Genomic DNA, 26607 nt, shown 5'->3' with positions numbered 1-26607 from the left:
CCGGATGGGGGCGCGGAGGCCGGATGCGGGGGGGGGGGGGGGGGGCGGCGACGACCCGCGCATCCGGCCTCCCGGCTAGGCGGGCGCGGGCGCCGCGGTCTCCCGGAAGGCCCGGCGCATCCGGTCGAGTCGGGCCGTCAGCTCCGCGGGCACGCGGCCGCCGAAGCGCGCGAAGTGCGCGTCCACGGCGTCGAGCTCCTCGAGCCAGAGCGCCGGATCCAGCGCGAGCAGCTGCTCGAGCGCCCCGTCGGCGAGGTCGAGCCCCTCGACGTCGAGGTCCTCCGGCAGGGGCAGGCCGCCCACCGGGGTCGGTACGACGGGCACGCGATCCTCGACGCGCCGCACGATCCACTCGAGCACGCGCGCGTTCTCGCCGAAGCCCGGCCAGAGGAACGAGCCGTCCTCGCCCTTGCGGAACCAGTTGACCTGGAAGACGCGCGGCGCGCCGGCGCCGAGGCCTCGTCCGACCTCCAGCCAGTGCCGCCAGTGGTCGGCCATGTCGTAGCCGCAGAACGGCTGCATCGCGAAGGGGTCGTGGCGGAGCTCGCCGACCCGGCCCTCGGCGGCGGCCGTCCGCTCCGACGCCATGGTCGCGCCGACGAAGACGCCGTGCTCCCAGTCGTCCGCCTCCGCGACGAGCGGGACGTTCGTGGCGCGCCGGCCGCCGAAGAGGATGGCGTCGACCACGACCCCGTCGGGGTGGTCCCAGTCGTCCGCGAGCGACGGGCACTGCTCCAGGCCCACGGTGAAGCGCGCGTTCGGGTGCGCGGCGGGGGTGCCGGATCCGGGCGACCACGGCTTCCCCTGCCAGTCGACGAGGCCCGCGGGCGGCGTCGGCGTCATGCCCTCCCACCACACGTCGCCGTCGGGGCGGAGGGCGACGTTCGTGTAGATCGCGTTGCCCCAGATGGTCGCCATGGCGACGGGGTTCGTGGCCTCGCCCGTGCCGGGGGCCACGCCGAAGAGCCCGCGCTCGGGGTTCACGGCCCGGAGGCGGCCCTGCACGTCGGGGCGGAGCCACGCGATGTCGTCGCCCAGCGTCTCGACCGTCCAGCCAGGGATCGTGGGCGTCAGCATCGCGAGGTTGGTCTTGCCGCACGCCGACGGGAACGCGGCCGCGACGTGGAAGCGCCGGCCCTCCGGGCTCGTGATCCGGATGAGGAGCATGTGCTCGGCGAGCCAGCCCTCGTCGCGCGCCATCACGGACGCGATGCGGAGCGAGAAGCACTTCTTGCCGAGGAGCGCGTTGCCGCCGTAGCCCGAGCCGAACGAGATGATCTCGCGATCCTCGGGGAAGTGGCAGATGCGCTTGTCGGCGTTGTGCGGCCACGGCACGTCGGGGTGGCGGATCCCGTCGTCGTCGACGAGCGGCGCCCCGAGGCCGTGCAGCGCGCGCACCCACGTCGTGTCCGGGCCGATGAGGCGGAGCGCGTCGTCGCCCATCCGGGTCATGAGGGCCATGCTGGCGACGACGTAGGGGCTGTCGGTGATCTGCACGCCGAGCTGCGAGATCGCGCCGCCGAGCGGGCCCATGGAGAACGGGACGACGTAGAGGGTGCGGCCGCGCATGGATCCGGCGAAGAGGTCCCGGAGTTCGGCGCGCGTCTCGGCGGGGTCGCGCCAGTTGTTCGTGGGGCCGGCGTCGGCCTCGTCCCGTGAGCAGATGAAGGTGCGGTCCTCGACGCGCGCGACGTCGGCCGGGTCGCTGCGCGCGAGGAAGCTGTGCGGGCGCCACTCGGGGTTCAGCCGGATGAGCGTGCCGGCGTCGACCATCTCGCGCGTGAGGCGGTCGTACTGGGCGACGCTGCCCGTGCACCAGACGACCCGGTCGGGGAGGGTGAGCCGGGCGACGGCGGCGACCCACTCCGCGACGCGGGGGTCGCGGCAGCGCGCGGGGGCAGCCGCGCCGGGCGGGAGCGGGCGGGCGTCGGGCGCGGTGGTGCCGGTGCCGGTGCCGGTGCCGGTGCCGGTGTCGGTCCGGTCGCCGCGCGGGCGGTCGTCGGTGAGCGGGGGTGCGTCCTGGATGCTGGTCATGTCGGTCCGTCCTCGTCGATCGGTCTGTTGTTCCAGCCTGTGGCGCGCCAGGATGGGGTTCGGGGATCCGTCGGCGTGAAGAATGGCGGATGTTCACGGAGAGGTGAATGCATGGACCAGCTCGTCATCGGCCGGCGCATCCGGCACGCGCGGAAGGGCGCCGGGCTGACGCTGCAGGCGCTGGGGGAGCGGGCGGGGATCCTGCCGAGCCAGCTGAGCATGATCGAGAACGGCCGGCGCGAGACGCGGCTGTCGACGCTGGGGAGGATCGCCGGCGCGCTCGGCGTCGACGTCACGCACCTGCTCGCCGCCGACGCGCCGGACGCGCGCTCGGCCCTGGAGATCGAGCTCGACCGGGCGCAGCGCTCGTCGCTGTACGGCTCGCTCGGGCTGCCGGCCGTCCCCGCGAGCAGGGCGCTGCCGCAGGAGACGCTCGAGGCGCTCGTGGGGCTGCACCGCGAGCTCGCGCGACGCGAGCGCGAGTCGATCGCGACGCCCGAGGAGGCGCGGCGGGCGAACACCGAGCAGCGGCTCATGATGCGCGAGCGCCACAACCACATCCCCGCCATCGAGGAGCTGGCCGAGCGGATGCTCGCCGACGTCGGCCACCGCAGCGGGGCGCTCTCGCACCGCAGCGTCAGCCGCATGGCCGAGGGGCTCGGGTTCGAGCTGATCTACGTGGACGACCTGCCGCGGTCGACGCGCTCCGTCACCGACCTCGGCGAGGGGCGGATCTACCTGCCGCCCGCCTCCATCCCCGGCGGCCACGGCCTCCGCTCGATGGCACTGCAGGCGATGGCGCACCGCGTGCTCGGCCACGAGGAGCCCGCGAGCTACGCCGACTTCCTGCGGCAGCGGCTGGAGATCAACTACTTCGCGGCCGCGTGCCTCATGCCGCTGACGCAGTCGGTGGAGTTCCTCGCGGAGGCCAAGGCGCGGCGCGACCTCGCGGTGGAGGACTTCCGCGACGCGTTCGGCGTCACGCACGAGGCCGCGGCGCTGCGGCTCACGAACATCAGCACGACGCACCTCGACCTCCGCGTGCACTTCCTGCGCGTGGGCGGCGACGGCGCGGTCTACAAGGCGTACGAGAACGACGGCCTGCCGCTGCCCGTCGACGTGACGGGCGCCGTCGAGGGGCAGCCGGTGTGCCGGGAGTGGGCGGCGCGCGGCGCGTTCGACCGCACGAACCGCACGACCGAGTTCCACCAGTACACGGACACGCCCGCGGGGACGTTCTGGTGCTCGACGCAGACGGGATCCACGGCCGAGGGCGAGTACTCCATCTCGTTCGGCGTGCCCTTCGCGCACGCCAAGTGGTTCCGCGGCCGCGAGACGACGGCGCGGAGCGTGTCGCGGTGCCCGGACGAGTCGTGCTGCCGGCGCGCGGATCCCGAGGACGCCGGCCGGTGGCGCGACCGCGCGTGGCCGAGCGCGCGGCTCCACGCGCACATCCTCGCGCCGCTGCCGCGCGGGTCCTTCCCCGGGGTGGACGACCGCGAGCTCTACGCCTTCCTCGACCGGCACGCCGGGGCGTGACGCGGGGCGCCGGCCCGGTCAGCGCGGCGCGGCGTCCGGATCCAACCGGGGGACGGCGTCGAGGAGCGCCCGGGTGACGGGGTGCGTCGGGCGCGTCAGCACGTCGTCGGCGGATCCGCGCTCGACCACGCGGCCGTCGCTCATCACCAGCACCTCGTCGCTCATGTGCGCCACGACGCCGAGGTCGTGCGAGATGAGGAGGACGCCGAGGCCGAGGCGGCGCTGCAGCTCGTCGAGGAGGTCGAGCACCTGCGCCTGCACGGCGATGTCGAGCGCGGACACGGGCTCGTCGCAGATCAGCACGTCGGGGCGGGCCGCGATGGCGCGCGCGATGGCGACGCGCTGCCGCTGGCCGCCCGACAGCCGGGCGGGACGGCGGCGGAGGAGCGCGGGATCGAGGCCCACCTGCGCGAGGAGCGTCGCGGGGGAGTCGAACGCGTCGGCGCCGCGGAGGCCGGCGACCGCGAGGGCGTCCTGGAGGATCCGGTCGACGGTCCAGCGCGGGTCGAAGGACGCGAGCGGGTCCTGGTAGACGGCGCCGACGCGTGCGCGGCGGCCGCGGCGGTCGCGCTCCGGGATGCCGCTCCACGGCGCGTCGTCGAGCGTGACGTCGCCCGCGTCCGGCTCCTCGAGGGCGAGCAGGAGGCGGGCGACCGTGGTCTTGCCGGAGCCGGATCCGCCGACGAGGCCGAGCGTGCGGCCGCGGCGGACCTCGAGGGACACGTCGTCGACGGCCGTGCGGGCGGATCCGGCCGGGCCCCGGTAGGAGCGCGTCAGCGAGGTGGCGCGCAGGACGACGCGGTCGTCCGGGTGCGGTGCGGCGGTCGTCGTCGACGATGCGGCGGCCGCGTCGATCCGGGCCTCCGACAGCGCCACGCTGCGCGGGACATCCGTCGGCACGGCGGCGACGAGCGCGCGCGTCCGGCGGTGCGCGGGCGTGCGGAGCACGTCGGCGGTCGGGCCCTCCTCGACGACGCGGCCGTCGTGCATGACGGCGACGCGGTCGGCGAGGCGCGCGACGACCGCCAGGTCGTGGCTGACGAGCAGGGTCGCCTGGCCGCGCGTGCGGAGGTCGGCGAGCAGGTCGATGATGCGGGCCTGCACGGTGGCGTCGAGCGCGGTCGTGGGCTCGTCGGCCACGAGGAGCGGCGGATCCAGCGCGAGGGCCGCCGCGAGCAGCGCCCGCTGCCGCAGCCCGCCCGAGAGCTCGCCCGAGCGCTGGTGCACGCGCGTCGCGGGATCCGGCATGCCCACGCGCTCGAGCAGCTCGAGGACGCGCGCCCGCCGGGCGCGCGGGTCCCGCATCCCGTGGATCCGGAGGGCGTCGCCGATCTCGCGCCCGATGGGGCGCAGCGGGTCGAGCGAGGAGAGCGCGTCCTGCAGCACGAGCCCGACGCCGGATCCGCGGACGCGCCGCCACTCGCGGGGGCCGGCGTCGCGCAGGTCCCGGCCGCCCACCTCCAGCACGTCGGCGCGCACGTCGGCGCCCGCGCCCGCGAGGCCGAGGAGGCTCCGGGCGGTGACGCTCTTGCCGGAGCCGGAGGTGCCGACCAGCGCGAGGCACTCGCCGGGCGCTATCCGCAGCGAGACCCCGTGGACGACGGGGACGCCGTCGAACGAGACCCGGAGGTCCTCGACGCGCAGGGCGGGCGGCGTCGCGGGCGCGGCCCGGCCGGATCCGGCGCTCACGACGCGCGCACCCGTCGCTCGAGCGCCCGGCCGAGCACGGTCGACGCGGTGGCGGTGAGCACGATCATGAGGCCGGGCACCACGGTCAGCCACGGCGCCGAGCCGATGTACGTGCGGCCGGCCGCGAGCATGGCGCCCCACTCGGGATCCGGCGGCACGGTGCCGAGCCCGAGGTAGCTGAGGGAGGACGCCCACACGATCGCCTGGCCGACGCCCAGCGTGCCGAGCACGAAGAGCGGCGCGGCCGTGTTCGGCAGGATGTGCCGCGCGAGCACCACGAGCGGCGGACGGCCGAGCACGGTCGCGGCCTCGACGTAGGCGGACCGCCGCACCGACATGACCCGGCCGCGGATGATGCGCGCGTAGCCGGGCGCGGCCGAGATCCCGACGGCGAGGGTGGCGCTGCCGATGCCGGGCCCGAGGATCACGATGAGGAAGAGCGCGAGCAGCAGGCCCGGGAACGCGAAGACCACCTCGATGACGCGGTTGACGGCGAAGTCGGCGACCCGGCCGAGGAGCGCGGCGGCGAGCCCGAGGACCGCGCCGAGGCCGAGGCCGATGGCCGTGGCGCTCACGCCGATGACGAGGCTGGGGCCGGCGCCGTGCACGACGCGCGTGAGCACGTCGCGGCCGGACTCGTCGGTGCCGAGGAGGTGGCCGGGTCCCGGCGCGCGGAAGGCCTCCGGGGGCGCGATGGCGAGCGGGTCGCCGGGCGCGACGAGGCCGGGGGCGAGGGCGGAGGCGAGGAGCAGGACGACGACGATCGCCGCGCCCGCGGTCCCGGCGACGGCCAGGATCCGGACCGGAGGGCGCGACGGCGCGGCGGCGAGGAGCGTCTCGGCGCGGGGGTCGCTCATCGGACGGCCGCCGGTGCGTCGGCGTCTGCTGCGGAGACGACTGCGGGAGAGGCCGCGGCGGGGACGGGAGCGGCTGCGAGCACGGGCCCGGTGCGCGCATCCACGAGGCGCGGGTCGACGATCCGCGCGAGGAGGTCGGTCACGGCCGTGAGCACGATGTAGATCACCGCCACGACGAGCACCACGCCGACGATGACGGGGACGTCCCGGCTCGTCACGGCCGCGAGCGCGGTGCGACCGAGGCCGGGCCGGGCGAAGATCTGCTCGACGACCACGGCTCCCGAGATGAGGAAGCCGAACGCCCAGCCGGAGAGCGCGATCCCGGGGGCCGCCGCGTGCCGCAGGGTGTGCCGCAGCCGCACGCCGGCCTCCGACTCGCCGCGGGCCCGGGCCGCGAGCGCGAACTGGGAGTCGAGCGCGTCGAGCAGCGCCTCGCGCATGATCTGCCCGAGGAACCCGGCGAGCGGGATCGCGAGGGTGAGGACGGGGAGCACGAGGCCCGCGGGCGATGGTCCGCTCACGGCCGGCAGCCAGCCGAGCCCGGTGGAGAACACGAGGATCAGCACCACGCCGATCCAGAAGTGCGGCAGCGACGCCGCCACGATCTCGACGCCCGCGCCCACCGCGGCGGCGAGGCGTCCGGCGCCGGTGGAGACGAGCGCCAGGCCGAGCGCGAGGATCCACGCCACGGCGAGCGCGAGCACCGCCAGCAGCAGCGTGCCCGGCAGCTGCCGCGCGAGCACCGCCACGACGTCCTCGCGGAGCGCGTACGACCGACCGAGGTCGCCCTGCGCGAGCCGGCCGAGCTGCGCGAGGTACTGCACGAGGAGCGGCTGGTCGAGCCCGTACTCGGCGCGCACCGCGGCGACCGCCTCGGGCGGCGCCTGCGAGCCGGGGCCGCCGAGGATCGCCTGCGCCGGATCGCCCGGGATCAGCCGCACCGCCAGGAACGTGACGGTCGCGACCGCCCAGAGCACGAGGACCGCGCCGCCGATCCGGGTCCCGACCGCCCGCAGGAGCGCGGGTCCTCGGGAGCCGGACGCGCGGACGGCGCGGCCTCGGATCACCGGGCGAGCCAGGTGTCGTACAGCGTCGGCGTGGAGACCGACGGCAGGGCACGCAGGCCCTGGACAGCGGTGCCGTGCAGGAAGTGGTTCTGCTGGTCGTAGAGCGGCAGGATCCAGTGCCCGGCCATCACGCGACGCTGCACGTCCGCGTAGAGAGCGTTCCGCCGGTCGAGGTCGGTCGTGGCGCGCGCCTCGGCGAGCGCCTGGTCGATCTCCGGCACCGACACCTTGGCGTGGTTGGCGAAGTAGCCGCTCGGCGCGGGCGTGATGCCGGAGGTGTCGTAGAGGATCCGGAGCACGTCGGGACCCGCCTTCGTGTACGGCGCGCTCACGAGCTCGTACGCGTCGTCGCCGAGCGCCGCGTACCAGGAAGCGAGGTCCATGGGCTCGAGCTGCACGTCGAAGCCGACCTGCTTGGTGGTGGCCTGGATCTGCTCGAAGAGTGACTGCTCGGCCGGGATCGACTGGTTGGTGCTCACGGGGAAGCGCAGCGTGAGGCGCTGGCCGTCCTTCGTGCGGATCCCGTCGGCGTCCTTCGCGGACCAGCCCGCCTCGTCGAGGAGCCGGGCCGCGCGGTCGGCGTCGATGCCGAAGAGGTCGGGGTCGGACACGGCGGCCGGCTCCGTGCTCGCGAGCGGCGAGTACGAGCGCTCGGCGGTGCCCCGGAACAGTGCGGTGATCCCCGCGTCGACGTCGGCCGCGCGGATGAACGCCTCGCGCACGCGCTCGTCGTCGAAGGGCGCCTGGCCCGAGTTCAGCTCGATGCGGTTCGCGGCGCCCGGCCGCGGCGCGTCCAGCTCGCCGAGCGCGCCGCCCGCCGTGGCCGAGGCGATCGCGTCCGGCTGCGCGTTGTCGATCACGTCGACCTCGCCGCTCTGCAGCGCCGCGTAGCGGGAGGCGGCGTCCGGCAGGAAGCGCCAGTCGATGCGCTCGAGGTACGCCGGCCCGGTGTGCGCGGCGTCGGCGGGCGGCGACGAGTAGGCGTCGTTGCGCACGAGCGAGATCGACTGCTGGCGGTCCCAGCGCTCGACGCTGAAGGGGCCGGTGCCGATGGGCTGCGCGCAGTTCGCGTCCGTGCCGCGGGCGATCCCGGCGGGCGACTCCATGGCGAGCCACGGCTGCGAGAGGGACTCGAGCAGCGCGCTGTCGGGCGTCGAGAGCGTGAGCCGCACGGTGGAGGCGTCGACCGCGGTCGCGTCCGTGATCGCCTGCAGCGCCAGGTAGCCGGTGGAGGAGAGCGTCGCGGGATCCTGCACGTGGCGGATGTTCGCGACCACCGCGCCCGCGTCGAACGGCGTGCCGTCGGTGAACGTCACCCCCTGGCGCAGCTTCAGCTCGAGCCCGAGCCCGTCGTCGCTCCAGGTCCAGCTGTCGGCGAGCCACGGCGTGATCCCGCCCTTCCCGTCGAGCGACACCAGCGGCTCGAGGAACTGGGAGGAGACGAGCGCCTGCGGGTAGTTGCCGCCGACGTGCGGGTCGAGGCACTCGGGCTCGGCGTCGCCCGACGCGTAGACGAGGGTGCCGCCGGAGACGGGCGTGGTCGAGGCCTCGGGGGTGGCCGAGGTGCATCCGGTGAGGAGGAGGGCGGTCGCGGCGAGGGCGCCGAGGCCCGCGAGGGCGCGGGTGCGCGAGGTGGGGATCATGGGGACTTCCGTTGTGCGCGCCGCTCGGGGCGCTGGTGCGGGTGTTTCTGTACCGCGTCCAACAATACGCGGGTGGCGGCGCCCCGGTGCGCCAGGATGGGCGCATGCCCTCCGCCCGTCCCGCCGGCCGCCCGCGCCGCTCGTCGCGCGCGACGCTCGAGGAGGCGGCCGCGGAGCTCTTCCTCGAGAACACCTACGCCGCGACCACCGTCGAGCAGATCGCCCAGCGCGCCGGGGTCAGCCGGGCCACCTTCTTCAACTACTTCGCGTCCAAGGCCGACCTCCTGTGGGCGGGGCTCGACGACACCCTGCGTGCGTGCGGCGAGGCGCTCGCGTCGGTGGATCCGGGCGGCCCGGCGGTCGACGGCGTCGTCGACGCGCTCATCGGCGCCGCCCGCTCCCGCGGCGAGGGCTGGCTGCCGCTCGCCCTCACGCAGCACGAGGTCATGGGCCTGGGCGCCGACGTGCAGGGGGAGGGGGTGGCGCGCGCGGCGCCGCTCGTGGATCCCGTCGCGCAGGCCATCGCGCGCGCGTCCGGCCGCCGGGCGTCCGCGGCGCCCGTGCGCGTCGCCGCCGCCGTGGTCGCCGCCGCGACGGCCGCAGCGGTCGTCGCGTGGGCCGGCGACGGCGTCGGCCGCGGCCCGCTCGAGGACGCCGTCCGCCTGGCGCTCGATCCCCTCCGCCCGGCGCTCGCCGCCGCGCTCGCCTGACGCGCGGCGCACGCATCTGGGGGCCGTTCCGCCGTCGCCGGCCCTGCCGCTCGTAGCCAGGCCGGGCGGCGCGACCGCGTCCGCTCCCGCGACGACGCGAAGGACCGCCATGCCCCGCCCCCTCGGATCCCGCCCCCGCCCGCTCCGCCGCCAGCACCGGCTCGTCCCCGTGCTGCTCGCCCTGCTCGTGGCGGTCGTCGGCCTCGCGACCGTCGGCCCCGCCGGATCCGCGTCGGCCGTCGCCGCCGGGTCCGGCCGGGCCACGCACTACTCCCTCGGACCCGACGGCAGCACGACGAACGGGAACTGCTCCCTCCCGGCGATCCCGACGGACCGCCTCGACGTGGCGGTCAGCCCCGACGACTACGCCGGCAGCTCCGCGTGCGGCACCTACCTCGACGTCACCGGCCCGCGCGGCACCGTGCGCGTCGAGGTCGTCGACCTCTGCCCCGGGTGCGAGCACGGCCACCTCGACCTCAGCGAGGAGGCGTTCCGCGCCATCGGCGACGTCGACGCCGGCATCGTCCCGATCTCGTACTCGCCCGTCGCGGCCCCCGCGGTCCCGCCGCTCGCCTTCCTCGTCAAGGACGGCTCGAACCCGTACTGGACGGCGATCCAGGTCGTGGACGCCGGGACGGAGCTGCGCTCGGTCGAGGTGCGGGCGGGCGCGGGCTGGATCCCGCTGTCGCGGACGACGTACGGCGACCGGGTCGCCTCGGGGCTCGGCGCGGGCCCCTACGCGGTGCGCGTCACGGACGTCTCGGGCCGCACGGCCACCGTCCCGGGGATCGAGCTCGACCCGGGCCGGCTGCAGCGCAGCGGCGCGCGCCTCGGGTGAACGGATCCGCGTGCGCGGCGAGCCCCGCCGCGCACGCGGCCCCGCGGGCGAGGATGTCCGCATGACCTCCGACGCCCCCGGCCCGTCCGACCTCGCCGCCCTCGCCTCCTCGTTCGGATCGGTGGCCGACCAGTACGACCGGGTCCGCCCGGGCTACCCCGACGCCGCCGTCGAGTGGATGCTCCCGGCCGGCGCCCGCCGCGTCGTGGACCTGGGCGCGGGGACCGGCAAGCTCACGCGCCTGCTCGCCGCGCGCGGCCTCGCCGTCACCGCGGTCGAGCCCGACGCGGGGATGCGGCAGGTCCTGCAGGCGGCGTCGCCGGGCGTCGACGTCCGGGCGGGCAGCGGCGAGGAGATCCCGGTGGGCGACGGCGAGGAGGACGCCGTGCTCGTGGCGCAGGCGTGGCACTGGATGGACGCGGGGGCCGCGGCGCGCGAGGCCCCGCGCGTGCTCCGCCCGGGCGGGCGCCTCGGCATGGTCGGGAACGTCATGGACGTGGAGGTCGACTGGGTCCGCGAGCTCGACGCCCTCATCGAGGCCGGGCGGCGCCCCGGCGGACGTGCGCCGGAGCCCGGCCCGTTCCCCGGCTTCGGCCCGGTCGAGCACGCCTCGTTCGCCCACGTGCACCGCATGACCCCCGAGGACGTGGTGGCCCTCGCCGGATCCATCAGCCGGATCATCGTGCTGCCGGAGCACGAGCGCGCCCGCGTGCTCGACGACATCCGCACCCTGCTCGCCGGACACCCCGACACCGCGGGCCGTGAGTCGTTCGACCTGCCGTACCGCGCCGACGCGTACCGGGCCCAGCTCGGCGGCTAGCTTCGCCGATCCCGGCGCGATGGCGCACTAGGATCGTCAGCACAGGCGCCGATCCGGCCATCACCGGGGAGCCTTCGGAAGAGAGCCCCGTCCGCGGGGAAGGTAGAACCGAACGGGTCGGGCCCGTCATCGCCTCAGGAGAGTGGTCGCGCGTCGCGCGGCAAGCGGGGTGGTACCGCGCTCGGGGATCCGCATCAGGGATCCGGGCGTCCTCGCGGAGATCCTCATCGCCGCAGGAGTTGCCATGACCTACCCCCGTCCCGTCCCCGACGACCCGAGCGCCCCCGACCAGGTCGCCGCGAGCCCGCGGTTCCCGGACGTCGAGAAGGGCATCCTCGCCTTCTGGAAGCGCGACGACACCTTCCGCGCCTCCGTCGAGCGGCGCGAGGGATGCGACGAGTGGGTCTTCTACGACGGCCCGCCGTTCGCCAACGGCCTCCCGCACTACGGGCACCTCCTCACGGGCTACGCGAAGGACGCCTTCCCGCGCTTCCAGACCATGCGCGGCAGGCAGGTCCACCGCCGCTTCGGCTGGGACACGCACGGCCTCCCGGCGGAGCTCGAGGCGATGCGCCAGCTCGGGATCACCGAGAAGAGCGAGATCGAGGAGATGGGCGTCGAGGCGTTCAACGCCGTCGCCCGCCGCTCCGTGCTCGAGTACACGGGGGAGTGGGAGGACTACGTCACGCGCTCCGCCCGCTGGGTCGACTTCGAGGACGACTACAAGACGCTCGACATCGACTTCATGGAGTCGGTCATCTGGGCCTTCAAACAGCTGCACGACAAGGGCCTCGCCTACGAGGGCTTCCGCGTGCTGCCGTACTGCTGGCACGACCAGACCCCGCTGAGCAACCACGAGCTGCGGATGGACGACGACGTCTACCGCATGCGCCAGGACCAGTCCGTCACCGTCACGTTCCCGCTCGTGGGCGCCAAGGCGGAGTCGCTCGGCCTCACCGCCGTGCGCGCGCTCGCCTGGACGACCACGCCCTGGACCCTCCCCACCAACATGGCGCTCGCGGTCGGGCCGGACGTCACCTACGCCGTGGTGCCCGCCGGCCCCGCGGGCACGCCCGACGCCGAGGCGCCCGACGCGCTGCCCCGGGAGTCGTCCGTGCAGCTGGCGGCCGAGGTGCTCGGATCCGAGTACCTCATCGCCCAGGACCTCGTCGGGAACTACGCCAAGGACCTCGGCTACGCGTCCGCCGACGAGGCGCGCGCCGCCGTCTCCCGCACCGTGCTCGGCCGCCAGCTCGAGGGCGTCGCCTACGACCGCCTCTGGGACTTCTACGCGGACACGGAGAGGTTCGGCACCGAGAACGCCTGGCAGGTGCTCGTCGCGGACTACGTCACGACCACCGACGGCACCGGCATCGTCCACCAGGCCCCGGCCTACGGCGAGGAGGACCAGCAGGTCTGCGCCGCCGCCGGGATCCCCGTGATCCTGTCGCTCGACGAGGGCGGCCGATTCGTCGACACCGTGCCCGACGTCGCGGGGGAGCTGTGGTCCGACGCCGGGAAGACGCTCACGCGCATGCTCAAGGCGCAGGGCCGCCTCATCCGCCAGGCCAGCTACGAGCACTCCTACCCGCACTGCTGGCGCTGCAAGAACCCGCTCATCTACAAGGCCGTCTCCAGCTGGTTCGTGCGCGTCACCGACTTCCGCGACGACATGGTGCGCCTCAACCAGGACATCACGTGGACGCCCGAGAACGTCAAGGACGGCCAGTTCGGCAAGTGGATCGGCAACGCCCGCGACTGGTCCATCTCGCGCAACCGGTTCTGGGGCAGCCCCATCCCGGTGTGGAAGAGCGACGACCCGGCCTACCCGCGCATCGACGTCTACGGCAGCCTCGACGAGCTCGAGGCCGACTTCGGCGTGCGCCCGACCGACCTGCACCGCCCGTTCATCGACCGGCTCACGCGCCCGAACCCCGACGACCCGACGGGGAAGAGCACCATGCGCCGCATCGAGGACGTGCTCGACGTCTGGTTCGACTCGGGGTCCATGCCGTTCGCGCAGGTGCACTACCCGTTCGAGAACCGCGAGTGGTTCGACCAGCACAGCCCGGCGGACTTCATCGTCGAGTACATCGGCCAGACCCGCGGGTGGTTCTACACGCTGCACGCGCTCTCGACGGCGCTGTTCGAGCGCCCGGCGTTCTCCAGCGTCGTGAGCCACGGCATCGTGCTCGGCAACGACGGGCAGAAGATGTCGAAGTCGCTGCGCAACTACCCGGACGTCAACGAGGTGTTCGACCGCGACGGATCCGACGCCATGCGCTGGTTCCTCCTCGCGAGCCCCGTGCTCCGCGGCGGCAACCTGGTCGTCACCGAGGAGGGGATCCGCGAGGGCGTCCGCCAGGTGCTGCTCCCGCTCTGGAGCACCTGGTACTTCTTCTCGCTCTACGCCAACTCCGCGCAGCCGGGCGGGTACGAGGCGACGCGGGACACGACGAGCGACGACGTGCTGGACCGCTACGTCCTGGCCCGCACGCGCCGCCTCGTGACCGAGGTCACGGAGCACATGACCGCGCTCGACTCGACGCTGGCCGCGGCCTCGCTCCGCGACTTCGCCGACGTGCTCACCAACTGGTACGTGCGCCGCAGCCGCGACCGCTTCTGGGCGGGTACGGAGGCGGGTGACACGCGCGCGTTCGACACCCTGTACACGGTCCTCGAGACCGTGACGCGCGTCGCCGCGCCGCTCCTCCCGCTCGTGTCCGAGCGCATCTGGAAGGACCTCACCGGTGGTCGCAGCGTCCACCTGGAGGACTGGCCGGAGCCCGACGAGCTGCCCGCGGACGACCGCCTCGTCGAGGTGATGGACCGGGTCCGCCAGGTCGCCTCGACCGCGCTGTCGCTCCGCAAGCAGTCGGGCCTCCGCGTCCGCCAGCCGCTCGCGCGCCTCACGGTCGTGAGCGACGACGCGGACGGCCTCGCCCGGTTCGAGGACATCCTGCGCGACGAGCTCAACGTCAAGGCCGTCTCCGTGGTGGAGCTGACCCCGACGAGCGCGGCGGACGCGGGCATCACGCGCCGCCTCACCGTCGCCGCGCGCGTCGCCGGGCCCCGCCTCGGCAAGGGCGTGCAGCAGGTGATCCAGGCCGCCCGCGCGGGCGACTGGACCGAGTCCGACGGCGAGGTCGTCGCGGGCGGCGTGCCGCTCGTGGCCGGCGAGTACGAGCTCGTCCTGGAGGTCGCGGGCGACCGCGCCGACCAGGCGCTCGCGCTGCTGCCGGGCGGCGGCTTCCTGCTGCTCGACACCGCGCTCACCCCCGAGCTCGAGGCCGAGGGCCTGGCACGCGACGTCGTGCGGAACGTGCAGGACGCGCGGAAGGGAGCGGGGCTCGACGTGAGCGACCGCATCTCCCTGGTGATCCGGCTGGACGCCGCCGGCGCCGCGCAGGCCGAGCGGTTCCGCGACCTCATCGCCCGTGAGACCCTGGCGGTGGCGCTGCGGATCGACGCGGACGACCAGGCGACGGAATCCGTCATCACCGTCGGCGGCGGATCGCCCCTGTACATCGAGGTGGAGCGAGCATGAGCGACCAGCGGGGCGGACGCCCCTTCGACGACGACGAGCCCCGGCGCGACGACGACTTCGAGCCGGAGACGGACGAGGGCGTCGACGCCGCGGCCCGTGCGCTCGACCCCGACGTCGACGGGCTGAGCGACGACCAGCTCTTCGCGGACGACGCCGCCGAGCTCCGCCGCGAGGCCGAGCAGTCGATCGTGGCCGGCCGCGAGGTCGACGACGAGAACTACTTCGAGCGCGAGGGCGACGCTGTGTACCAGGCGCTCCTCGCGCGCATGGGGGAGCAGGCGCCGCAGCCGCGCCTGTCCGCCACCCGCCGCGTGGTCGAGCTGCTCGGCGACCCGCAGCGCGCGTACCCGATCGTGCACGTCACCGGCACCAACGGGAAGACCTCGACGAGCCGGATGACCGAGAGCATCCTGCGCGCCGCGGGCCTCCGCACGGGCCTCTTCACGAGCCCGCACCTCGTGCGCTTCAACGAGCGCATCGTCGTCGACGGGCTGCCGATCACCGACGAGGCGCTCAGCCGCAACTGGGCCGACGTCGAGCCCTTCATCGACCTGGTCGACCGCGAGCTCGTCGCCACGGGCGAGGAGCCGGTGACGTTCTTCGAGGCGCTCACGGTGCTCGCGTTCGCGTCGTTCGCCGACGCGCCCGTCGACGTGGCCGTGATCGAGGTCGGCATGGGCGGCGAGTGGGACAGCACCAACGTCGGCGACGGCCAGGTCGCCGTCTTCACGCCCGTCTCGCTCGACCACACGCAGCGGCTGGGATCCACCGTCGCGGAGATCGCCCGCACCAAGTCCGGAATCGTGAAGCCCGCCGCGGACGTCGTCTCGAGCGCGCAGGTGCCCGAGGTCGTGGCCGAGCTCACGCGCGCGGCCGAGCTCACGGAGTCCACCTGGTCGATCGAGGGCGAGCGCTTCCGCCTCCTCGACACGACGCTCGCGGTCGGCGGCCAGGTGATCAGCGTGCAGGGCCTCGCGGGCACCTACCGCGACGTGTTCCTGCCCATGTTCGGCGCGCACCAGGCGCAGAACGCCGCGGTGGCGATCGCCGCGGTCGAGTCGTTCCTCGGCGGCGGCGACCACGCCATCCACGACGACGTGCTCGCGGAGGGCCTCGCCACCGCGACGAGCCCCGGACGCCTGCAGGTCGTCGGCACCGAGCCGACCGTGCTGGTCGACGCCGCGCACAACCCCGCGGGCGCCGCGTCGCTCGCGGCCGCGCTGCCCGTGTACTTCACCTTCGACCGCGTCACGGCCGTCATCGGCGTGCTCGCGGACAAGGACGCGGAGGGCATCGTGCGGGAGCTCGCGCCCGTGGTCGACCACTTCATCGTCACGCGCTCCACGTCCGAGCGCTCGGTGGATCCCGACGAGCTGGCGCGCATCGTCGTCGACGTCGTCGGCCGCGACCGCGTCACGGTCGAGCCCGACCTCCGCACCGCCCTGGAGGACGCGCGCGACTCCGCGGGCGAGACCGGGAAGGGCGCGGCGCTCGTCACCGGGTCGATCCTCCTCGTCGGCGAGGCCATCGCCCACGCCGCCGACGAGGGCTGGAAGACCTCGTGAGCGCCGACGGCCGACCGGCCCGCACCAGGCGGCCACGCCCGCCCCGCACGACGGTCGAGATCCTCGGATCCATCGTGATGGGCTTCCAGGTCATCGTCGTGTTCCTCGCGAGCCTCGTCGCGTTCGGCCTCGAGGCCCTGCCGGCGCTCCCCGCGCTCGGCGGCGGCGCCCTGCTCGTCCTCGCCATGCTCGCCGTCGTCGGCGCCCTGCGCACCCCGCTCGGCATCCGCGCCGGATGGGTCGTGCAGGTGCTCGTCGTCCTCACGGGCTTCGTGCTCCCCGCCATGTTCGCGGTCGGCGGCTTCTTCCTGCTCCTCTGGATCTACGCCATGGTGCAGGGCGCCCGGATCGACCGCGAGAAGGCCGCCGCGCGCGGCGCATGGGAGCAGGCCATGCTCGACGAGCAGGCCGCGGCGGGCGGCACCCCCGCGCCGGGCGACGACCGCCCCACCGACCACCGACCGACCACCGAGCCGCCGGCTCCCGCCAAGTAGGAGGCACCCATGTCCGCTCCCGTCCAGGAGACCCTCGTCCTCGTCAAGCCCGACGGCGTCGCCCGCGGCCTCACCGGCGAGATCCTCCGCCGCATCGAGGCCAAGGGCTACCAGATCGTCGACCTCCGCATGGTGCAGGCCGAGCGCGCCCTGCTCGAGCAGCACTACGAGGAGCACCAGGGCAAGCCGTTCTACGCGCCGCTCGTCGAGTTCATGGAATCGGGCCCGATCGTCGCCGTGCGCGTCGCCGGGAACCGCGCCATCGAGGGCTTCCGCTCGCTCGCCGGCACGACCGATCCGACGCTCGCCGTCCCCGGCACGATCCGCGGGGACCTCGGCCGCGACTGGGGCCTCGCCGTGGCGCAGAACCTCGTGCACGGGAGCGACTCGCCCGAGTCGGCCGCGCGCGAGCTCGCGCTCTGGTTCTAGGACCGCAGACGACAGGGGCCGACCGGATCTCCGGTCGGCCCCTGTCGTCGTCCGGGCAGCTCAGCCGAGCAGCGTCGGGATGAGGGCCGGGAACGTCGCGATGATGGCGACGACGATGATGGCGTAGTTGAGCACCACGACCGCCCACGTGTACGGCGCCACGGCGTCGGCGGCGCGTCGGATCCCCGCGGGCAGCGGCAGGAGCCCCGCACGGGCGGTGGCGGACAGCGTGCCCCACCACAGCGGGATCATCGCGCTCCACACGAGCAGGCAGTAGGGGCAGAGCGCGCCGATGACGAAGACGCTCTGGGTGAAGAGCCACGTCACGAAGACCCAGCCGGCGAACGTCCCCAGCGCGAACAGCGTCCAGAACCAGCGTGCGAACCGGGCGCCCGCCACGAGGGCCATGCCGATGACGATGGGCACCACGAATGCGGCCACGCCGATGAGCGGGTTGGGGAAGCCGAACAGCGATCCCTGCGGCGACTCGATGACGGTGGCGCAGGAGATGAACGGGTTGACGTCGCACGACAGCGACGCGCCCGGGTTCTCCAGCAGGTGCAGCCGGTCGAGCACGAGCACGAACGCGCCGATCCAGCCGACGACGCCCGTGACGACGAGCAGGACGGCCAGGGAGCGGGGGTGCGCGGGGGCCCGGGTCGCGGTCATGCGGCGATCATGGCAGACGGGGGAGCGCCGACCCTGACGGCCGGGTGGGCGTCGGCGTGCGATACTGGCAGGCAGGTCGGACCGCCGCGCGGGACGACCGCCATGAAGAGTCTTTACCGGGGCACACCCGGGCCACCCGGCATAGCCGGCGGCGGATGGCCAGTTCCGTACCAGTGCGCACGACCGAAGCCTCGGGCCGGACGTCGCAGACCAGGATCGACGGAGAGCCGCGTAGGCGGGGATCCACTCGGAGAGCTACCGGGGTACGGCGCGGCCGTACCGACCGGTTGAGGAGTGCACCAGAGATGGTGGAGAGAGACGAGAACACCGGCAGGAGGCGACCCAGCCTCTTCGAGCGGCTCACGGGCCGCCGCGCCGAGACGACCGCGGCGACGGGGACCGGCGGCACGCCCGCCCTCTCCGCGTCCGCGACCCCCGAGGCGAGCGGCAGTCCCGCCGCCTCCGAAGCGAAGGGCCACACCCTGAACGAGAACGACGACACCCGGTCCACGCCCGACGAGACGGAGGCGCCGGTCGTCCGACGCTCCCGCCGCGCGAGCACCCCCGCATCCGCGCCCGCGGTCGCCCAGCCGGACGACGCCAGCGTCGACGCGTCCGCCTCGGCCTCCGCACCCGCGGCCTCCGAGGAGGCTGCCGCCGAGCAGCCCGCCGCCCGGGCGCCCCGGAAGCGCGCCCCGCGCAAGGCCGCCGTCCCGGCCGAGCAGGAGGCGCCCGCCGCCGAGCAGTCCGCCGCCGAGACGACGGACGACGAGCCCGCGGCGGCCGAGCCGGTCGGCGCGCCCGCCGCCGAGGCGCCCGCCGCGCCGACGCGCACCGTCCGCTCCCTCTCCGTCGTCTTCCAGGCCCCGGACATCGCGCCACTGCCTCCCCGCCGCGAGCGGGACGACCGCCGGGACGACCGCCGGGACGACCGCCGGGACGACTCGCGTGACGAGGACGACGACCTCGACCGCGACGAGCGTCCCTCGCGCTCGTCGCGCCGCGGCCGTGGACAGGACCGCGGCCAGGACCGCAGCACCGGACGCGACGGTCGGGGCCGCGACACCCGCGACGACGACCACGACGACGAGGACGACTCGCCGTCGGTCCGCCGCCGCGCGCGCCGCCGCTCCGGCGAGGAGGGCCGCGACGGCGACGACGCGCCCGGCACGGTCGTCAAGGTCCGCACGCCGCGCGAGCCCGAGCTCATCACCGAGCCGCAGCGGATCAAGGGATCCACGCGCCTCGAGGCCAAGAAGCAGCGCCGCCGCGACGGCCGCGACGCCGGACGCCGCCGTCCGGTCCTCACCGAGTCCGAGTACCTGGCACGCCGCGAGTCCGTCGACCGCAGCATGATCGTCCGCTCGCGCGACGGCAAGATCCAGATCGGCGTGCTGGAGGACCAGGTGCTCGTCGAGCACTACGTCGCCCGCGCCGACGAGGCGTCGCTCATCGGCAACGTCTACCTCGGCCGCGTCCAGAACGTGCTGCCCAGCATGGAGGCCGCCTTCATCGACATCGGCCGCGGCCGCAACGCCGTGCTGTACTCCGGCGAGGTCGACTGGGAGGCCGCCAACGCCGACAAGGGGCCGGGCAACCACGCCCGCCGCATCGAGGTCGCGCTGAAGCCCGGCGACCGGGTGCTCGTCCAGGTCACCAAGGACCCGGTCGGCCACAAGGGCGCGCGCCTCACGAGCCAGGTGAGCCTCCCCGGCCGCTACCTCGTGTACGTGCCCAACGGGTCCATGAACGGCATCAGCCGCAAGCTCCCCGACACCGAGCGCGCGCGCCTCAAGAAGACGCTCAAGGAGGTGCTGCCCGAGAACGTGGGCGTCATCGTCCGCACCGCCGCCGAGGGCGCGACCGAGGAGCAGCTGAAGCTCGACGTCGAGCGCCTCACGTCGCAGTGGGCCGAGATCAGCCGCCAGGTCGAGAAGGCGCAGGCGCCCGCGCTCCTGCACTCGGAGCCCGACCTGCTGCTGAAGATCATCCGCGACGTCTTCAACGAGGACTTCCGCGAGCTCGTGATCGACGGCGGCGACGCCCAGGAGATCATCGAGGGCTACCTCCGCGGCGTGGCGCCCGACCTCATCGACCGGGTGCAGACGTACTCGGGCGAGAAGGACTCGTTCGACCACCACCGCGTGAGCGAGCAGATCGAGAAGGCGCTCGACCGCAAGGTCTGGCTGCCCTCCGGCGGCTCGCTCGTCATCGACCGCACCGAGGCCATGACCGTGGTCGACGTCAACACGGGGAAGTTCGTCGGATCCGGCGGCAACCTCGAGGAGACCGTCACCAAGAACAACCTCGAGGCCGCGGAGGAGATCGTCCGCCAGATGCGCCTGCGCGACATCGGCGGCATCATCGTCGTCGACTTCATCGACATGGTGCTCGAGTCGAACCGCGACCTCGTGCTCCGCCGCCTGGTGGAGTGCCTCAGCCGCGACCGCACCAAGCACCAGGTCGCCGAGGTCACCTCGCTCGGCCTCGTGCAGATGACCCGCAAGAAGCTCGGCCTCGGGCTGCTCGAGTCGTTCTCCGAGAACTGCGAGACGTGCGCCGGGCGGGGGATCATCATCCACCACGACCCGCTCATGGCCCACAAGCAGACGCCGCAGGAGCCCGTGCAGGGCCAGGGTCGCCGTCGTGGCGGCAAGGGCCAGCAGGACCAGGGCACCGGCAACGGGGGCAACGGGAGCAACGGCGGCGGTGGCGCGAACGGCGGCGCCCAGGCGCAGCCGCCGCGCACGCCCGCGGCCAGCACGCACAGCATCACCGACGACGCGCGCTCCGCCCTCGCGAAGATCGCCACGAGCACCATCCAGACGGTCAACGACGCGATCGGCCGGGTCGAGGACGTCGTGCGCACGCCGGACGAGAGCACCGACGCGGCGACGCCGGTCGAGTCCGCTCCCGTCGAGGAGCAGCCTCGCGGCGACCGCCCGCGTCGGAGCCGCGGGGGTCGGGGACGCGCGTCGTCCGCGACCGCCGAGGCGTCGGACCGCCAGGAGGCCCAGGCGCCCGCCGCCGAGGCGCCGTCCGCTCCCGCCGAGGACCCGACGCCGGCCGACGCGGCCGTGGAGGAGCCCGCACTGTCGACGCTCGAGCCGCGCGAGGCCATCCGCCTCGAGCCGGTGCAGATCCTCGACATCCCCGTCGCGAGCACCCGCACGGCCCCGCGCCGCGTGAGCTCGGCCGACGCGGAGCAGCTCCTCGGCTCCGTGCTCGACGCGTTGCCGCAGCCCAAGGAGCCCGGACAGGGGCGGTCGCGCAGCCGTCGGGTCTCGACGCAGACGCTGACGACGCCGGCCCCGGTCGACGACGCGAGCTGACCCGGGGGCCGCCCGCGAGGCGGCCGCACGACGGAGGGCCCGGAGCAGACGCTCCGGGCCCTCCGTCGTCCCCGTCGCCGATCCCCGCGTCAGGTGCCGGCCGCGCGCCGCTCCAGCTGGGTGACCCGCAGGCCGCTCGCCTGCAGCCGACGCACGAGGTCGCGGTTCGAGACCGGCTCCGCGCCGCGCGCGACCAGCTCCGCGTGCCGCTCATCGGGCACGTCGTAGTGGTCGCGGTCGAAGGCGCGCTCCGGGATGCCCGCCGCCCGGGCGAAGGCGTGCAGCTCCTCGAGCGACGCGTCGCTCACGAGGTGCGCCCAGAGCCGTCCGTGCGCGGGCCAGGCCGGTCGATCGAGGAGCACGCTCATCCTGCGAGCTTAGGCAGGCGGCGCAGCGTCGGCGGCCCGGGGAGCGGACGGGACACGCGCGACGCGCCCGGCGCGCATGCGGCGGGACGGGCAGCGGCTCGCGTATGATCGACCGAGGACGCCCGGGGTCTACGGAGTTTGACCCCTGTCCGGCGTTCCGGTAACGTGAGTCGCTGGCATGCGCCGATCCCCAGAGGTCGTGCGCCTGCGGCAGACTTCCTCCAATGATTCGGGCCACAGGGCGTCAAGTCCCTAGTGAGTCAAGCCCGCGAGAGAAAACAGGTACGGAAAAGTGGTTTACGCAGTTGTGCGCGCCGGCGGTCGGCAGGAGAAGGTCGAGGTCGGGACCATCGTGACGATGGACCGGGTCAAGAACCAGCAGAGCGGCAAGGTCGTGCTCCCCGCGGTCCTGCTCGTCGACGGCGACACCATCACCACGGACGCCGCGAAGCTCGCCGACGTCACCGTCAGCGCCGAGATCCTGAACGACCTCCGCGGTCCCAAGATCGTCATCCAGAAGTTCAAGAACAAGACCGGGTACAAGAAGCGCCAGGGGCACCGCCAGGACCTCACGCGCGTCCAGGTCACCGAGATCAACTAGCACCGAGAACGCAGGGAGAAGCAGATGGCACACAAGAAGGGCGCGAGCTCTACCCGCAACGGCCGTGACTCGAACGCCCAGCGCCTCGGCGTGAAGCGCTTCGGCGGCCAGGTCGTCGGCGCCGGCGAGATCATCGTCCGCCAGCGCGGCACGCACTTCCACCCCGGCGTCAACGTCGGCCGTGGCGGCGACGACACGCTGTTCGCCCTGTCCGCCGGCTCGGTGGAGTTCGGCGTCAAGGGCGGCCGCAAGGTCGTCAACATCGTCGTCCCGGCCTAGCGCAGGCCGACAGCACGGACCCTGCGGCGGCACTGCCGCGCAGCACATCAAGGGCGGGCCTCCTCGGCCCGCCCTTGCGTGCGTTCCGCAGGGGAAACCTCTAGAAGAAACGAGCGACAGCCATGGCGACATTCGTCGACACCGTGACCCTCCACCTGCGGGCGGGAAACGGCGGCAACGGCTGCGTCTCGGTCCGCCGCGAGAAGTTCAAGCCCCTCGCGGGACCCGACGGCGGCAACGGCGGCAACGGCGGCGACATCGTCCTCGTCGCCGACCCCCAGGTCACCACGCTGCTGGCATACCACCGCGGGCCCCACCGCTCGTCCCGCAACGGCGGACCCGGCATGGGCGACCACCGCCACGGCACGCTCGGCGAGGCGCTCGAGCTCCCCGTCCCCGTGGGCACCGTCGTCAAGGACGTCGACGGCAACGAGCTCGCCGACATGGCCACGCCCGGCATGCGCTTCGTCGCCGCCGAGGCCGGCCAGGGCGGGCTCGGCAACGCGTCGCTCGCCACCACGAAGCGCAAGGCCCCCGGATTCGCGCTGCTCGGCACGCGCGGCTACGAGGGCGACGTCGTCCTCGAGCTGAAGGTCGTCGCCGACGTGGCGCTCGTGGGCTACCCGTCCGCGGGCAAGTCGAGCCTCGTCGCCGCCATCTCGGCCGCCAAGCCGAAGATCGCCGACTACCCCTTCACCACGCTGCACCCGAACCTCGGCGTCGTCGAGGTCGCGGACTCGCGCTACACCGTCGCCGACGTGCCCGGGCTCATCGAGGGCGCGAGCGAGGGCAAGGGCCTCGGCCTCGAGTTCCTCCGCCACGTCGAGCGCTGCTCGGCCCTGCTCCACGTGCTCGACTGCGCGACGCTGGATCCCGGACGCGACCCCATCTCGGACCTCGACATCATCCTCACGGAGCTCGCCGCGTACCCGGTGCCGGACGGCCAGGTGCCGCTGCTCGAGCGTCCGCAGCTCATCGCGCTCAACAAGATCGACGTCCCCGAGGCCCGGGAGCTCGCGGAGCTCGTGCGTCCGGAGCTCGAGGCCCGCGGCTACCGCGTGTTCGACATCTCCACGGTGAGCCACGACGGCCTGCGCCAGCTCTCCTTCGCCCTCGCCGAGCTGGTCGAGGACGCCCGGACGAAGGCCGCGGAGGAGCCCGAGGCACCGCGCATCGTGCTGCGTCCCCGCGCGGTCAACGAGAAGCCGTTCGTCATCCGCGTGGACGGCGGCAGCTACGGCGACATCTACCGGGTCATCGGCACCAAGCCCGAGCGCTGGGTGCAGCAGACCGACTTCACGAACGACGAGGCCGTCGGCTACCTCGCCGACCGGCTCGCCAAGCTCGGCGTCGAGGACGGCCTGTTCAAGGCCGGCGCGGTGGCCGGATCCAGCGTCGTCATCGGCGAGGGCGACGGCATCGTCTTCGACTGGGAGCCCACCCTCACCTCGACCGCGGAGCTCATCACGAGCCCCCGTGGAGCGGACGCCCGCGTCGACCCGATCAGCCGCCGCACCAACCAGGCGCGCCGCGAGGACTACTTCGCCCGCATGGACGCCAAGGCCGAGGCCCGCGCCCAGCTCGTGCGCGAGGGCGAGGCCGGCCTCTGGGCGGACGAGGACGGGACGGACGAGGACGCGTCCTCGGACGCGAAGGCGTAGCGGGTGGGCACGGCCTCGCGCGCGGGCATCGCGTCCGCGCGGCGCATCGTCGTGAAGGTCGGCTCGTCGTCCATCAGCGGGGAGAACGCCGGGCAGATCGCCCCGCTCGTGGACGCCATCGCGTCCGTGCACGCGCACGGCGCCGAGATCGTGCTCGTGTCCTCCGGCGCCATCGCGACGGGGATGCCCTTCCTCCGCCTCGACGACCGACCGGCCGACCTCGCCACCCAGCAGGCGGCGGCGGCGGTGGGCCAGAGCGTGCTGATCTTCCGGTACCAGGAGAGCCTCGACCGCTACGGGATCGTCGCGGGCCAGGTGCTCCTCACGGCCGGCGACCTCGCCGCACCCGACCACCGCGAGAACGCGCAACGCGCCATGGAGCGTCTGCTGGGCCTCCGGCTGCTGCCGATCGTCAACGAGAACGACACCGTGGCCACGCACGAGATCCGCTTCGGCGACAACGACCGGCTGGCGGCGCTCGTCGCCCGCCTGGTGGACGCCGACCTGCTCCTCCTCCTCTCGGACGTGGACGCGCTCTACACGCGGCCGCCGGAGGAGCCCGGAGCCCGGCGCATCCAGCACGTGCCGTTCGGCGACGAGCTCGAGGGCGTCGAGGTCGGCAGCACCGGGACGGGCGTCGGCACCGGGGGAGCCGTCACCAAGGTCGCCGCCGCGCGCCTGGCCGCCGAGGCGGGCACCGGGGTCCTCCTCACGTCGACCGCGCAGGTCGCGGAGGCCCTCGCCGGCGCGCACGTCGGCACCTGGTTCGCGCCCCGCGGCTGAACGTCGCGCCGCCTCTCGGGGGCATGCGTCGCCTGGCTAGGCATGCCGTGCATGCCCTCGAACGCCTCCGGTGCCCCCGACACCGTGCCCGCCGACCCGACGACCAGCCCGGCCGACGCGCTCGAGCGGATCCTCGAGGCGGCCCGGGCCGCGTCCACGGACCTCGCCGCCACCACCTCCGGCCGCCGTGACGCCGCGCTCGACGCCATCGCGACGGCCCTCGTGGCCGGCGCCGATCGCATCATCGCGGCCAACGCCGAGGATCTGGGGGCGGGCCGGTCGTCCGGACTCGCGGCCGGCCTCCTCGACCGGTTGACGCTCGACGCCCGCCGCGTGGCGTCCCTGGCCGACGCCGTCAGCGGGATCCGGGGCCTCGACGATCCGCTCGGCCACGTCGTCCGCGGCCGGACGCTCCCGAACGGCCTGCTGCTCTCGCAGGTGCGCGTGCCCTTCGGCGTCGTCGGCGCCATCTACGAGGCCCGCCCCAACGTCACGGTCGACATCGCGGCCCTCGCCCTGAAGAGCGGCAACGCCGTCGTGCTGCGCGGCGGATCCGCGGCGCTGCGCACCAACGCCGTCCTCGTCGACCTGATGCGCGGCGCCCTCGAGCGCGCGGGCCTCCCCGCGGATGCCGTGCAGACGGTCGACGCGCACGGCCGCGCGGGGGCAGCCCGGCTCATGCGGGCGCGCGGCCTCGTCGACGTGCTCGTGCCGCGGGGATCCGCCGAGCTCATCCGCACCGTCGTCGAGGAGTCGACCGTGCCCGTGATCGAGACGGGCGCCGGCGTCGTCCACGTCTACCTCGACGCGTCGGCCGACGCGCGCATGGCCGTCGACATCGCGGTCGACGCCAAGGTGAGCCGCCCGAGCGTGTGCAACGCCATGGAGACGCTGCTGGTCCATCGCGACGCCGCGCCGCGGATCCTCCCCTCCGTGCTCGACGCTCTCCGCGACCGCGGCGTGACCGTGCACGGCGACTCCGCGGTCCGCGACCTCTGGCCCGACGCCGCCCCCGCCACCGACGAGGACTGGGCGGCCGAGTACCTGTCCCTCGACGTGGCGGTGCGCGTCGTCGACTCCGTGGAGGACGCGGTCGCCCACATCGCCCGGTGGTCGACGCACCACACCGAGTCCATCGTCACGTTCGACCTCGCGGTCGCCGAGCGCTTCCTCGCCGCCGTGGACTCGGCCGTCGTCATGGTCAACGCGTCCACGCGCTTCACCGACGGATCCGAGTTCGGGTTCGGCGCCGAGGTCGGCATCTCCACGCAGAAGCTCCACGCGCGCGGTCCGATGGGCCTCGAGGAGCTCACCAGCACCAAGTGGATCGTGCGGGGGAGCGGCCAGATCCGCGGCTGACGGCACGCCCGGCCGGCGTGCGCCCCGCGCGGGGGCCCGCCGGTAGGATGGCAGGCGCCGCCTCCGCTCGACGGGGCGTGCCACGAACGGAGATCCCATGCACGCGCTGACCACCACCATCCTCGCCGAGACCGAGCACGCCATGGAGCTCGCCGCTCCGCTCTGGGTGTTCCCGGCCGTCGCGGCGGTCGTGTTCCTCGCGCTCGGGGTGGTCATGTTCAGCTTCCGCGACGTGAGCAACCGCCACTCGGAGAAGTGGGGCAAGCCGCCCGTCGCCGAGCAGGGCCACGGCACCGCCGACTCCACCCACTGAGCGCGAGCGC

The 26607-nt window shown here is 74.3% G+C and carries 22 protein-coding genes; 15 read left to right on the top strand and 7 right to left on the bottom strand.

The window, feature by feature from the left end:
• Window positions 1-75: 75 nt before the first annotated feature.
• Window positions 76-2034 carry a phosphoenolpyruvate carboxykinase (GTP) gene (locus B5P21_RS09745; protein ID WP_094171084.1) on the bottom strand — a complete coding sequence of 653 codons (1959 nt, stop codon included), beginning with the start codon at window positions 2032-2034 and terminating at the stop codon, window positions 76-78.
• A 111-nt stretch (window positions 2035-2145) separates the two neighbouring features.
• Between B5P21_RS09745 and B5P21_RS09740 the strand changes: the two genes are divergently transcribed.
• The gene (locus B5P21_RS09740) at window positions 2146-3573 is read left to right on the top strand and encodes a helix-turn-helix domain-containing protein (RefSeq protein ID WP_045527734.1); all 1428 of its coding nucleotides are present in this window, start codon (window positions 2146-2148) and stop codon (window positions 3571-3573) included.
• A gap of 18 nt (window positions 3574-3591) precedes the next feature.
• On the opposite strand, the gene B5P21_RS09735 is transcribed toward B5P21_RS09740, so the two are convergent.
• Genes B5P21_RS09735 through B5P21_RS09720 form a run of 4 tightly spaced genes read right to left on the bottom strand, consistent with a single transcriptional unit; the run spans window position 3592 to window position 8829 of the window.
• Window positions 3592-5262 carry a dipeptide ABC transporter ATP-binding protein gene (locus B5P21_RS09735; RefSeq protein WP_094171083.1) on the bottom strand — a complete coding sequence of 557 codons (1671 nt, stop codon included), beginning with the start codon at window positions 5260-5262 and terminating at the stop codon, window positions 3592-3594.
• A complete protein-coding gene (locus B5P21_RS09730) occupies window positions 5259-6119 on the bottom strand; it encodes an ABC transporter permease (RefSeq protein ID WP_045527735.1) in 861 nt (286 codons plus the stop codon). The genes B5P21_RS09735 and B5P21_RS09730 overlap by 4 nt, the downstream gene beginning before the upstream one ends.
• Window positions 6116-7186, bottom strand: coding sequence for an ABC transporter permease (locus tag B5P21_RS09725; protein WP_094171082.1), 1071 nt, complete (start codon window positions 7184-7186; stop codon window positions 6116-6118). Before B5P21_RS09725 ends, B5P21_RS09730 begins: the two co-directional genes overlap by 4 nt.
• Complete coding sequence (locus B5P21_RS09720) at window positions 7183-8829, bottom strand: ABC transporter substrate-binding protein (RefSeq protein WP_094171081.1); 1647 nt, start codon at window positions 8827-8829, stop codon at window positions 7183-7185. Before B5P21_RS09720 ends, B5P21_RS09725 begins: the two co-directional genes overlap by 4 nt.
• A 104-nt stretch (window positions 8830-8933) precedes the next feature.
• On the opposite strand from B5P21_RS09720, the gene B5P21_RS09715 reads away from it, so the two are divergent.
• The 7 genes from B5P21_RS09715 (at window position 8934) to ndk (ending at window position 17232) form a co-directional block, all read left to right on the top strand.
• Window positions 8934-9539, top strand: a complete 606-nt coding sequence (locus B5P21_RS09715) for a TetR/AcrR family transcriptional regulator (RefSeq protein ID WP_045527740.1) — start codon at window positions 8934-8936, stop codon at window positions 9537-9539.
• Between the two features lie 109 nt (window positions 9540-9648).
• The gene (locus B5P21_RS09710; protein ID WP_094171080.1) at window positions 9649-10377 is read left to right on the top strand and encodes an expansin EXLX1 family cellulose-binding protein; all 729 of its coding nucleotides are present in this window, start codon (window positions 9649-9651) and stop codon (window positions 10375-10377) included.
• A gap of 61 nt (window positions 10378-10438) precedes the next feature.
• Window positions 10439-11197 carry a class I SAM-dependent methyltransferase gene (locus B5P21_RS09705; RefSeq protein WP_052663189.1) on the top strand — a complete coding sequence of 253 codons (759 nt, stop codon included), beginning with the start codon at window positions 10439-10441 and terminating at the stop codon, window positions 11195-11197.
• Between the two features lie 244 nt (window positions 11198-11441).
• Window positions 11442-14744 carry an isoleucine--tRNA ligase gene (gene ileS, locus B5P21_RS09700; RefSeq protein ID WP_094171079.1) on the top strand — a complete coding sequence of 1101 codons (3303 nt, stop codon included), beginning with the start codon at window positions 11442-11444 and terminating at the stop codon, window positions 14742-14744.
• A complete protein-coding gene (locus B5P21_RS09695) occupies window positions 14741-16309 on the top strand; it encodes a bifunctional folylpolyglutamate synthase/dihydrofolate synthase (protein ID WP_045527750.1) in 1569 nt (522 codons plus the stop codon). Before ileS ends, B5P21_RS09695 begins: the two co-directional genes overlap by 4 nt.
• Window positions 16306-16803 carry a DUF4233 domain-containing protein gene (locus B5P21_RS09690; RefSeq protein WP_045527751.1) on the top strand — a complete coding sequence of 166 codons (498 nt, stop codon included), beginning with the start codon at window positions 16306-16308 and terminating at the stop codon, window positions 16801-16803. Before B5P21_RS09695 ends, B5P21_RS09690 begins: the two co-directional genes overlap by 4 nt.
• A gap of 9 nt (window positions 16804-16812) precedes the next feature.
• The gene (gene ndk, locus B5P21_RS09685) at window positions 16813-17232 is read left to right on the top strand and encodes a nucleoside-diphosphate kinase (RefSeq protein ID WP_045527753.1); all 420 of its coding nucleotides are present in this window, start codon (window positions 16813-16815) and stop codon (window positions 17230-17232) included.
• A gap of 60 nt (window positions 17233-17292) precedes the next feature.
• On the opposite strand, the gene B5P21_RS09680 is transcribed toward ndk, so the two are convergent.
• Window positions 17293-17901, bottom strand: a complete 609-nt coding sequence (locus B5P21_RS09680; RefSeq protein WP_045527754.1) for a vitamin K epoxide reductase family protein — start codon at window positions 17899-17901, stop codon at window positions 17293-17295.
• Between the two features lie 305 nt (window positions 17902-18206).
• Between B5P21_RS09680 and B5P21_RS09675 the strand changes: the two genes are divergently transcribed.
• The gene (locus tag B5P21_RS09675; RefSeq protein WP_094171078.1) at window positions 18207-21233 is read left to right on the top strand and encodes an Rne/Rng family ribonuclease; all 3027 of its coding nucleotides are present in this window, start codon (window positions 18207-18209) and stop codon (window positions 21231-21233) included.
• 89 nt (window positions 21234-21322) lie between these two features.
• Here the strand turns inward: B5P21_RS09675 and B5P21_RS09670 are convergent, their stop codons facing one another.
• Entirely contained in the window at window positions 21323-21601 is a 279-nt protein-coding gene (locus B5P21_RS09670) for a DUF4031 domain-containing protein (RefSeq protein WP_045527756.1), read from the bottom strand.
• A gap of 292 nt (window positions 21602-21893) precedes the next feature.
• Between B5P21_RS09670 and rplU the strand changes: the two genes are divergently transcribed.
• From rplU to B5P21_RS09640, 6 genes are all read left to right on the top strand, one after another.
• The gene (gene rplU / locus B5P21_RS09665) at window positions 21894-22202 is read left to right on the top strand and encodes a 50S ribosomal protein L21 (protein ID WP_012038175.1); all 309 of its coding nucleotides are present in this window, start codon (window positions 21894-21896) and stop codon (window positions 22200-22202) included.
• Between the two features lie 24 nt (window positions 22203-22226).
• Window positions 22227-22481, top strand: a complete 255-nt coding sequence (gene rpmA, locus B5P21_RS09660) for a 50S ribosomal protein L27 (RefSeq protein ID WP_012299161.1) — start codon at window positions 22227-22229, stop codon at window positions 22479-22481.
• A 122-nt stretch (window positions 22482-22603) separates the two neighbouring features.
• A complete protein-coding gene (gene obgE / locus B5P21_RS09655; RefSeq protein WP_045527760.1) occupies window positions 22604-24142 on the top strand; it encodes a GTPase ObgE in 1539 nt (512 codons plus the stop codon).
• A 3-nt stretch (window positions 24143-24145) separates the two neighbouring features.
• Complete coding sequence (gene proB / locus B5P21_RS09650; RefSeq protein WP_094171077.1) at window positions 24146-24925, top strand: glutamate 5-kinase; 780 nt, start codon at window positions 24146-24148, stop codon at window positions 24923-24925.
• A 51-nt stretch (window positions 24926-24976) separates the two neighbouring features.
• On the top strand, window positions 24977-26284 hold the full coding sequence (locus B5P21_RS09645) for a glutamate-5-semialdehyde dehydrogenase (RefSeq protein WP_246865272.1): 1308 nt from the start codon (window positions 24977-24979) through the stop codon (window positions 26282-26284).
• Between the two features lie 97 nt (window positions 26285-26381).
• Window positions 26382-26597, top strand: coding sequence for a hypothetical protein (locus B5P21_RS09640; RefSeq protein ID WP_015490178.1), 216 nt, complete (start codon window positions 26382-26384; stop codon window positions 26595-26597).
• Window positions 26598-26607: the final 10 nt, after the last annotated feature.

The sequence above is a fragment of the Clavibacter michiganensis subsp. insidiosus genome, from assembly GCF_002240565.1.
Lineage (GTDB): Bacteria > Actinomycetota > Actinomycetes > Actinomycetales > Microbacteriaceae > Clavibacter > Clavibacter insidiosus.
The sequence above is the reverse complement of the archived record's forward strand: the minus strand, read 5'-3'. Positions and strand labels throughout refer to the sequence as shown.

Coding starts and splice junctions, on each gene's coding strand:
- B5P21_RS09715 (WP_045527740.1), top strand. CDS start 8,934: ATGCCCTCCGCCCGTCCCGCCGGCCGCCCGCGCCGCTCGTCGCGCGCG.
- ileS (WP_094171079.1), top strand. CDS start 11,442: ATGACCTACCCCCGTCCCGTCCCCGACGACCCGAGCGCCCCCGACCAG.
- B5P21_RS09680 (WP_045527754.1), bottom strand. CDS start 17,901: ATGACCGCGACCCGGGCCCCCGCGCACCCCCGCTCCCTGGCCGTCCTG.
- rpmA (WP_012299161.1), top strand. CDS start 22,227: ATGGCACACAAGAAGGGCGCGAGCTCTACCCGCAACGGCCGTGACTCG.
- B5P21_RS09745 (WP_094171084.1), bottom strand. CDS start 2,034: ATGACCAGCATCCAGGACGCACCCCCGCTCACCGACGACCGCCCGCGC.
- B5P21_RS09645 (WP_246865272.1), top strand. CDS start 24,977: ATGCCCTCGAACGCCTCCGGTGCCCCCGACACCGTGCCCGCCGACCCG.
- B5P21_RS09705 (WP_052663189.1), top strand. CDS start 10,439: ATGACCTCCGACGCCCCCGGCCCGTCCGACCTCGCCGCCCTCGCCTCC.
- B5P21_RS09675 (WP_094171078.1), top strand. CDS start 18,207: ATGGTGGAGAGAGACGAGAACACCGGCAGGAGGCGACCCAGCCTCTTC.
- B5P21_RS09720 (WP_094171081.1), bottom strand. CDS start 8,829: ATGATCCCCACCTCGCGCACCCGCGCCCTCGCGGGCCTCGGCGCCCTC.
- obgE (WP_045527760.1), top strand. CDS start 22,604: ATGGCGACATTCGTCGACACCGTGACCCTCCACCTGCGGGCGGGAAAC.
- ndk (WP_045527753.1), top strand. CDS start 16,813: ATGTCCGCTCCCGTCCAGGAGACCCTCGTCCTCGTCAAGCCCGACGGC.
- B5P21_RS09640 (WP_015490178.1), top strand. CDS start 26,382: ATGCACGCGCTGACCACCACCATCCTCGCCGAGACCGAGCACGCCATG.
- B5P21_RS09710 (WP_094171080.1), top strand. CDS start 9,649: ATGCCCCGCCCCCTCGGATCCCGCCCCCGCCCGCTCCGCCGCCAGCAC.
- B5P21_RS09730 (WP_045527735.1), bottom strand. CDS start 6,119: ATGAGCGACCCCCGCGCCGAGACGCTCCTCGCCGCCGCGCCGTCGCGC.
- B5P21_RS09740 (WP_045527734.1), top strand. CDS start 2,146: ATGGACCAGCTCGTCATCGGCCGGCGCATCCGGCACGCGCGGAAGGGC.
- B5P21_RS09670 (WP_045527756.1), bottom strand. CDS start 21,601: ATGAGCGTGCTCCTCGATCGACCGGCCTGGCCCGCGCACGGACGGCTC.
- B5P21_RS09695 (WP_045527750.1), top strand. CDS start 14,741: ATGAGCGACCAGCGGGGCGGACGCCCCTTCGACGACGACGAGCCCCGG.